Origin of the sequence: Endozoicomonas sp. (assembly GCF_031844845.1) — a bacterium.
Taxonomy (GTDB): domain Bacteria; phylum Pseudomonadota; class Gammaproteobacteria; order Pseudomonadales; family Endozoicomonadaceae; genus Endozoicomonas.
On record NZ_JAVRMB020000321.1, the window covers coordinates 1 to 5,978 of the forward strand.

General features: G+C 44.4%; 7 protein-coding genes. 2 read left to right on the forward strand and 5 right to left on the reverse strand.

Going from position 1 to position 5,978, the window contains the following annotated elements; translation table 11 throughout:
* Nucleotides 1-315 precede the first annotated feature (315 nt).
* Nucleotides 316-1,956, reverse strand: a complete 1,641-nt coding sequence (locus tag RM811_RS17830; RefSeq protein WP_402527017.1) for a hypothetical protein — start codon at nt 1,954-1,956, stop codon at nt 316-318.
* 343 nt (nt 1,957-2,299) lie between these two features.
* Complete coding sequence (locus tag RM811_RS17835) at nt 2,300-2,677, reverse strand: hypothetical protein (protein WP_402527019.1); 378 nt, start codon at nt 2,675-2,677, stop codon at nt 2,300-2,302.
* 795 nt (nt 2,678-3,472) lie between these two features.
* On the opposite strand from RM811_RS17835, the gene RM811_RS17840 reads away from it, so the two are divergent.
* Nucleotides 3,473-3,691, forward strand: a complete 219-nt coding sequence (locus tag RM811_RS17840; RefSeq protein WP_402527021.1) for a hypothetical protein — start codon at nt 3,473-3,475, stop codon at nt 3,689-3,691.
* 8 nt (nt 3,692-3,699) lie between these two features.
* Here RM811_RS17840 and RM811_RS17845 read toward each other — a convergent pair whose 3' ends face one another.
* Together RM811_RS17845 and RM811_RS17850 are read right to left on the reverse strand one after the other, a co-directional pair.
* Nucleotides 3,700-3,849 carry an ankyrin repeat domain-containing protein gene (locus RM811_RS17845; protein ID WP_402527023.1) on the reverse strand — a complete coding sequence of 50 codons (150 nt, stop codon included), beginning with the start codon at nt 3,847-3,849 and terminating at the stop codon, nt 3,700-3,702.
* A complete protein-coding gene (locus tag RM811_RS17850) occupies nt 3,849-4,460 on the reverse strand; it encodes an ankyrin repeat domain-containing protein (RefSeq protein WP_402527025.1) in 612 nt (203 codons plus the stop codon). The genes RM811_RS17845 and RM811_RS17850 overlap by 1 nt, the downstream gene beginning before the upstream one ends.
* 391 nt (nt 4,461-4,851) lie before the next feature.
* Between RM811_RS17850 and RM811_RS17855 the strand changes: the two genes are divergently transcribed.
* A complete protein-coding gene (locus RM811_RS17855) occupies nt 4,852-5,064 on the forward strand; it encodes a hypothetical protein (RefSeq protein WP_402527027.1) in 213 nt (70 codons plus the stop codon).
* 149 nt (nt 5,065-5,213) lie between these two features.
* Here the strand turns inward: RM811_RS17855 and RM811_RS17860 are convergent, their stop codons facing one another.
* On the reverse strand, nt 5,214-5,723 hold the full coding sequence (locus RM811_RS17860; protein ID WP_402527029.1) for a hypothetical protein: 510 nt from the start codon (nt 5,721-5,723) through the stop codon (nt 5,214-5,216).
* Between the last annotated feature and the right edge of the window lie 255 nt (nt 5,724-5,978).

The following is a 5,978-nucleotide window of genomic DNA, read 5'->3' on the forward strand; positions in this document are numbered from 1 at the left end:
GCTATGGAAAGGGCATCAACCAAATGGACAATGCCTATACGTAACTGGAAAGCGGCTATGAGTCGGTTTGAAATCATGTTTCCAGACCGATTTAAACTATAAACAACTGTGGGCGTTTACACAGAATTATTTACAGGCTCGGATGTCCTTTTCTGCCTTTCAAAATATCAAAACTATTTCCAAGGATACATTTATGGATGTCCTTTTCTGCCTTTTCTGCCTTTTATAGATGTCCTTTTCTGCCTCCTGCCTCCTGCCTCCTGCCTCCTAATGCCTCTCTAATGCTTCTATGAGTCCGGAGCCATTAAACCAACTTCATTTACCGTCTAAAAACGCACTGGTAAGTTTGATGACAGATTTCGAAAAAAAACCCGTATCGACCAGGTAAGTTACAAATTGTTTTAGTCCCCCCCCCCTCATAATATAATTGTTAACAGCAAATATAGAAGATTCCGCTTGTTCTGCCTGGCTAAGGTGTTGACAAAGCGCACGCACAAGTATGTAAAACTGAAAGGTATCTTTATATTTATCCACAAAAGTGGTTATAAGACTCTTATACATTCTTGATTTCATACTATTTGCCAAGTCCTTGTCTGGCTCAAACGCAAGCTTCTCTTGTACTTCTTTAGGGATGAGGTGAAGGTCATTTTGTGTAGGATCTATATCAGCTTTCAAAATTTCAAGTAATAATGCATTGTTGTCTTGCATCGATTCTACTATACCAATTAATGAATTCAACGTGATTATTCCTCGAGAAAATTGCTTGAACAAGTATATCTGCATTTCAGCCATTGATAAATTGCGGTACTGGGGATATGCCGCGCCCATTCTCGCTAATATCTGCCCAAGTTGCGTTTCTGTGCAATTACTTATGAAATTTTCTACCTTAATCATGCCTTCTCTTTGTTGTCTGAACTTTCTATCAAAAAATGTAGAAATCGATTCAGTCATGTAGGTAGTATCATATTTTTTGTGAGGGGCAGAACCTCCAGGAACTTCCATAGGTTCCACTTGGTTTAGTCTACTTATTAAGCGCTCATCCTTATCCAGGCATGAAATAAGCTTTGGATAAAAATAGCTAATTAACAAAGGTTTATCTTCTGGCGTCATGTGATTTTTAAAACATCCCATAATTATTTCGGCTGCACCTGGACTAGTCATCAAGCCGCTTAATTTCAAAGCCAGATCTTCATTGCTTATCGTCGTGTTTAAATCATCCTGGTAAACTATATTGGTCTTCCCTTCTATGGTGTCTTTATTTAATGCCAGATTTACATCTTGTACTTTCATTTTTGGTATACGCTGGATTAGCTCAAGCATTAAGCTTGCCGTAGCTGCCCTGGGTTGTGCGTTTACAGGTTGAGTACCTGTTACAACACCGGTTCCAGTTATTTTTTTACAGGTCCCTGCAATCGGGGTGTCATGGATTTTTTGATTTTGATGACATATTATCTTCTTGATATGTTCAGGAACACTCATAATTCCGGTTGTACCGGGATGCTTAGCCTCAAAATGCTGGTCGATGTTTTTTCCCATCACTGACTCATTGCACGCCATACAATTAACCCGCGTTTCCGACATACACAGTGGACTAGTCGCTGTTCGCCTTCGAACGTCTTTTTCCAACTGGCCGCTTATTACGTTCCTGCAGCTTGCACACTTTAATGTTTTATCTACAGCTTCTCGTTGATCTTTCGGTTGCGTTATTTCTATTGCTACTTTCCGTCCTATTATTTGTTGTTGTTTATTTATATCACTATTATAACAGAGTATGCATATAAATTTTCCGCATCCACCATGTACACACTCCACCGCTTTTCCAAATGCTACTGAATTGCAGATTCCGCACACACCACCCATAGTTTCGTTAAGGTCTGCATCATCAGAGTATGCTATGTTGTCTGCTAAAGTGACTATATATAATCTTTCTGATGGGCCTGTCGCTACATTTACCATTTTATACTTCCTATCTTGTGGTTGATTTTCATGTTAGGTAGGTGATAGTTTGCTATCAAATATTTTGACTGCAAGCTAAGGAGTAAGTTCCAACTCTTTTATAATCAAAGCATCAGCAGTCGATAATATTCTCGAATTGTAACTGTTCAGCACCCCCCATATAGATCTGGATTTTTCTGATTTTTCTACCATTCTGTTACACAATAATTTTCCTGACATCAAGCCAACATGGATCAAGACTCTTCTGCGATTTTGTTAAATGCTGCGCTCTTAGAAGAGAATGCTGGGCTTCGGCTTGAAAATGCACATTTAAAGGAACGTTGTCGGGATTTGGAAGAAAAGGTCAAAAAAAACTAAAGAATAGAACTAAAGAATAGGACACCCACAAAATATCAAAACTATTTCCAAGGATACATTTATGGATGTCCTTTTCTGCCTTGTATTTGGCGCCTTCCTTCTGTCGGTGGTGGTACCGGTTAGCGTTGTCCTGTAGTTGTTCCCAGCCGTTTTCAGATAACCAGGTGTCACACCACTGGTTCAGGGTTTCCGGGTCCAGATCTGCCTGTTGGCTCTCTTCAAATGTGCGCAGTGCTTGAACACTCCTCTCCGGATCCTTCAGGTACCGTGCCAGCTGATTATTACTGATCCACTGGTGCAGGCACAGGATATAGGACAGAACCTTGTCTTTGGGGGCTCTGACCGGAATTTGCTGTTTATCCATGCTTATCTCGATTTCTGATTTCACCGTTATTATTTTAGTTATGGGGCTCTGCCAGCATTAAGGAAGCTGTTCAAATCGGCTTATTTTGATCGTTGATTTTTGTGTTTGGAATATTTGGGAAATTTCCATACATGGGTTTTCTTGGTTTAGGTGTTTCATGTATGGAAATTCTGAAAGTTTCCATTCATTTATACGTATGGAAAAACTTCATTTTTTTTGGACTTCCAGAAACGAAATTTCTAGAAATAAAAAAAACCGGTGTCTATCAGAACCGGCTCTTAAGTAATCAATTATGAATCTTTTGTATCGTCCTGTTCAGGGCAGTCTTTCAGGGTTTTCGGTTGATCGGTATCGGGTACCGGATGGAGTGGTGTCCTTAGTAATCACACATTCCGCGAACGCATCCTGAATAGAGGGGGCACGCCATAGAAAGGGAGAAATCGTACGCTAAGAAGCTCAATCCCTTGGTAATCAGGACATAGATGCAACTTGACCAAAAATATACCTACATTGATTTTTGCTCGAAACTAACCTGTAGGTCATGAAATGAGAAAATCTATCGAGAATACTTTTTGAGAAGCTGTAGCCTTTATCTTTCGGGGCGTTCAACTTAAACTGCATGCTTCTAATAAACCAGCGTTTGCGAGACATCTTTCCTGAGTGAAGGTCCCTTAGCGTACGATTTTTCCCTTTCTATGGCGTGACCCCTATAAGCAGTTCAGGGATGATGCCAGTAAGCGAAAAGCTGATGAGAAACAGCAAAAACTGAGCGATCTACAAGGCGAAATCGCCCGATTGAAAGCAAAAGTTCAGGAGCAGGATAAGCTGTTCGCTGGATTGCAGGGCGAGAACCGAATTCTGGCTGAAAATAATAAAGAAATAAGTGCAAAACTGGAGCAGGCAATGGTTCAGGCTGGATCTGGTAAAAAGCAGCTTAAATCAAGCGAAAATGAACCAGAACGCAAGCTGACCCGGTGGCAGCACTTTAAAGCCATATTCACCGGGAGAATGTGACTGTAATGTCAGATCAACATCCTGACGACATTCCAATGATTACCTTTAGCAGCCAAAAATAAAGCTATATCACCGGTTGCTGTTTTTGTACCTACATTTGCTCCCCTATCGATCAGAAGCTCAACGACCGGCTTGTGGCCTTGCTGTGCTGCGGACATCAGGGCAGTGAAGCCATTCTCCATCCCGGCTTAACGTTGGCGCCCTTCTCGATCAGAAGCTCAACGACCAGCTTGTGGCCGTTCTCTGCTGCGGACATCAGGGCAGTGAAGCCATTCTCCATCCCGGCATTGCTTCGGCAGGCATTGACGTTGGCGCCCTTCTCGATCAGAAGCTCAACGACCGGCTTGCGGCCTTGCTGTGCTGCGGCATGCAGCAAGGTCTTTAGATCATCAAACTCCGGATCATGAAAAGACCTTGACGCCAGCTCAGGTTCACTGGCCAACATGGAAGCCAATCTCTCAGTATCCCCCTGATACAAGGCCCCTAGTGCCTCATTCCGAATAAAAGGGTTCGTCGTGTCAGGCGAACCAGACACCACCCGCAAAGGTAATGCCGGTTTCTGACAGCAAGAGCAAACTCGTTTATTCAGCGGCTGCCGCTGAAACCAATCAGTGATACAGTCCAGATCATAGCGGTGTTGACATTGGCGAGGCTCAACAATAACCGGAGCCACCTCACGTCCATAGAAATCCTGAAGACAAACAAGACAAGGATCAGCGACCTCGGTGTCCATAGAGGCCGGAGAAGATGGGCTTGAAACAGCATCCATAAAAGAACATCCGTATAAGTTAATAGTTAATAGGTGATACGGATTAGACTGATAAAAAAAACGATGGTTCAATAAAAAGAGCAACTGCCGGTAAGGCAGATCACCGGATGTGGTAAATGGGACGATAGAGCTGGTAAAAATCACGACAGGAGCTGCAAAAAAAGTACCGGTGCGATGGTAGAAAAAAAAGGGCTTGTCAGCTTAGCGTACGATTTTTTCCTTTCTATGGCGTGACCCCAATAGAGTGAACCTTCATCAACTGATTGAACTTTCAGGTCAGGTTCTTGTCCGTGTGCGTCGGCCGCGTGTGTGTCCCAAAGGGAAGGGGAAGGAATTTCGGAGAGACAGTGGTTTCTCTGAATTCAATTCATTTCCCTGAGAGGACTTAACCATGATTACTGATTTTATTCTCTATGGAGCTCTGGATCTGGAGTGGCTGGCCATGACCGGTAAGGCGGATCCTTACGACGTCATTGATGAGCTGGCCAGGCGGATCCGGAACCGGCGATGTGAGAGGCGAACGGAAAATCCTCTGGCAATTGAGGCTTATAACCGGCTGTCAGGGTGGCTTGACTATAAACCCATGAGGGCTGACAGGAGATAGCACATTAGAGCTCCACTTAGCCGATCTGATCGTTTTTTGGTTGTTATGCGTAACATTTCCCGTATATCACCAAAGGCAGCTAAGAGAGGTCTTAAAATGCGGCTGTGTCGGCCAGATGATCCTCTGCATCTGCCAGTAGTGATGACGAATTATTGATTCTGGTCCTGATCCTGATCCTTTTTCTTCAGACTGGCGTTGAGTAGCAGTACTGATTTGTTTTCCTGACGCAGTTCACCGCATTCCGTTGAGAGTTCCCTGATTCTGGCTTTGGCGGCATCCCGTTCAGCATTGGCCGTGGCTATCTGCTGGGTGTCCTCCTGCTTATCCTTCCGGAGAGTAGACAGTTCAGTTTCCAGCTGCTTGATCTTGATGTTTCGGTCATCCACCCGGGAGCTCAGAGCGGCCTCAATGGTTTTCAGCTTCATAGTCTCTGCCTGTTGTTGCTCAAGGGTGGTTTGCTGGCGTTCCTGATCGGCTTTGGATTGTTCCAGCTGACTCTTCAGGTTTCCGGCTTCCAGTTTGTACTGCGTGGCTTCCTGTCGCTGGGTGTCGGCCTGCTGCCTGGCGTCGGCCAGTTCCTCTTTCAACTGTTGATTCAGGCCAAGTAAGCGTGAGGCTTCATCTGCGTGGCGTTCCTTGTCCTGAGAGATCCTGTTCATGTCATCCCGCAGGCGTCCGGCTTCCTGCTGGCTGGCAGCGAATTTCTCATGAAGGCGGATAGTTTCGGTCTGTAGTGTGTTATGAGAGGCCTGTGCTTCTTCGGTTTGCTTCTCACGGTGTTTGTCAACATAGTTGTCGCCTCAACTTAAGCAGCTTTGCTTAGTTGCTCATCAGCAGGCCTGTCGGGATTCAACCAGACCTCATCAGCTAGATCCCAGTTTCTTGTCGACCTCTTTCCCCAGCGCTCTGGGTGG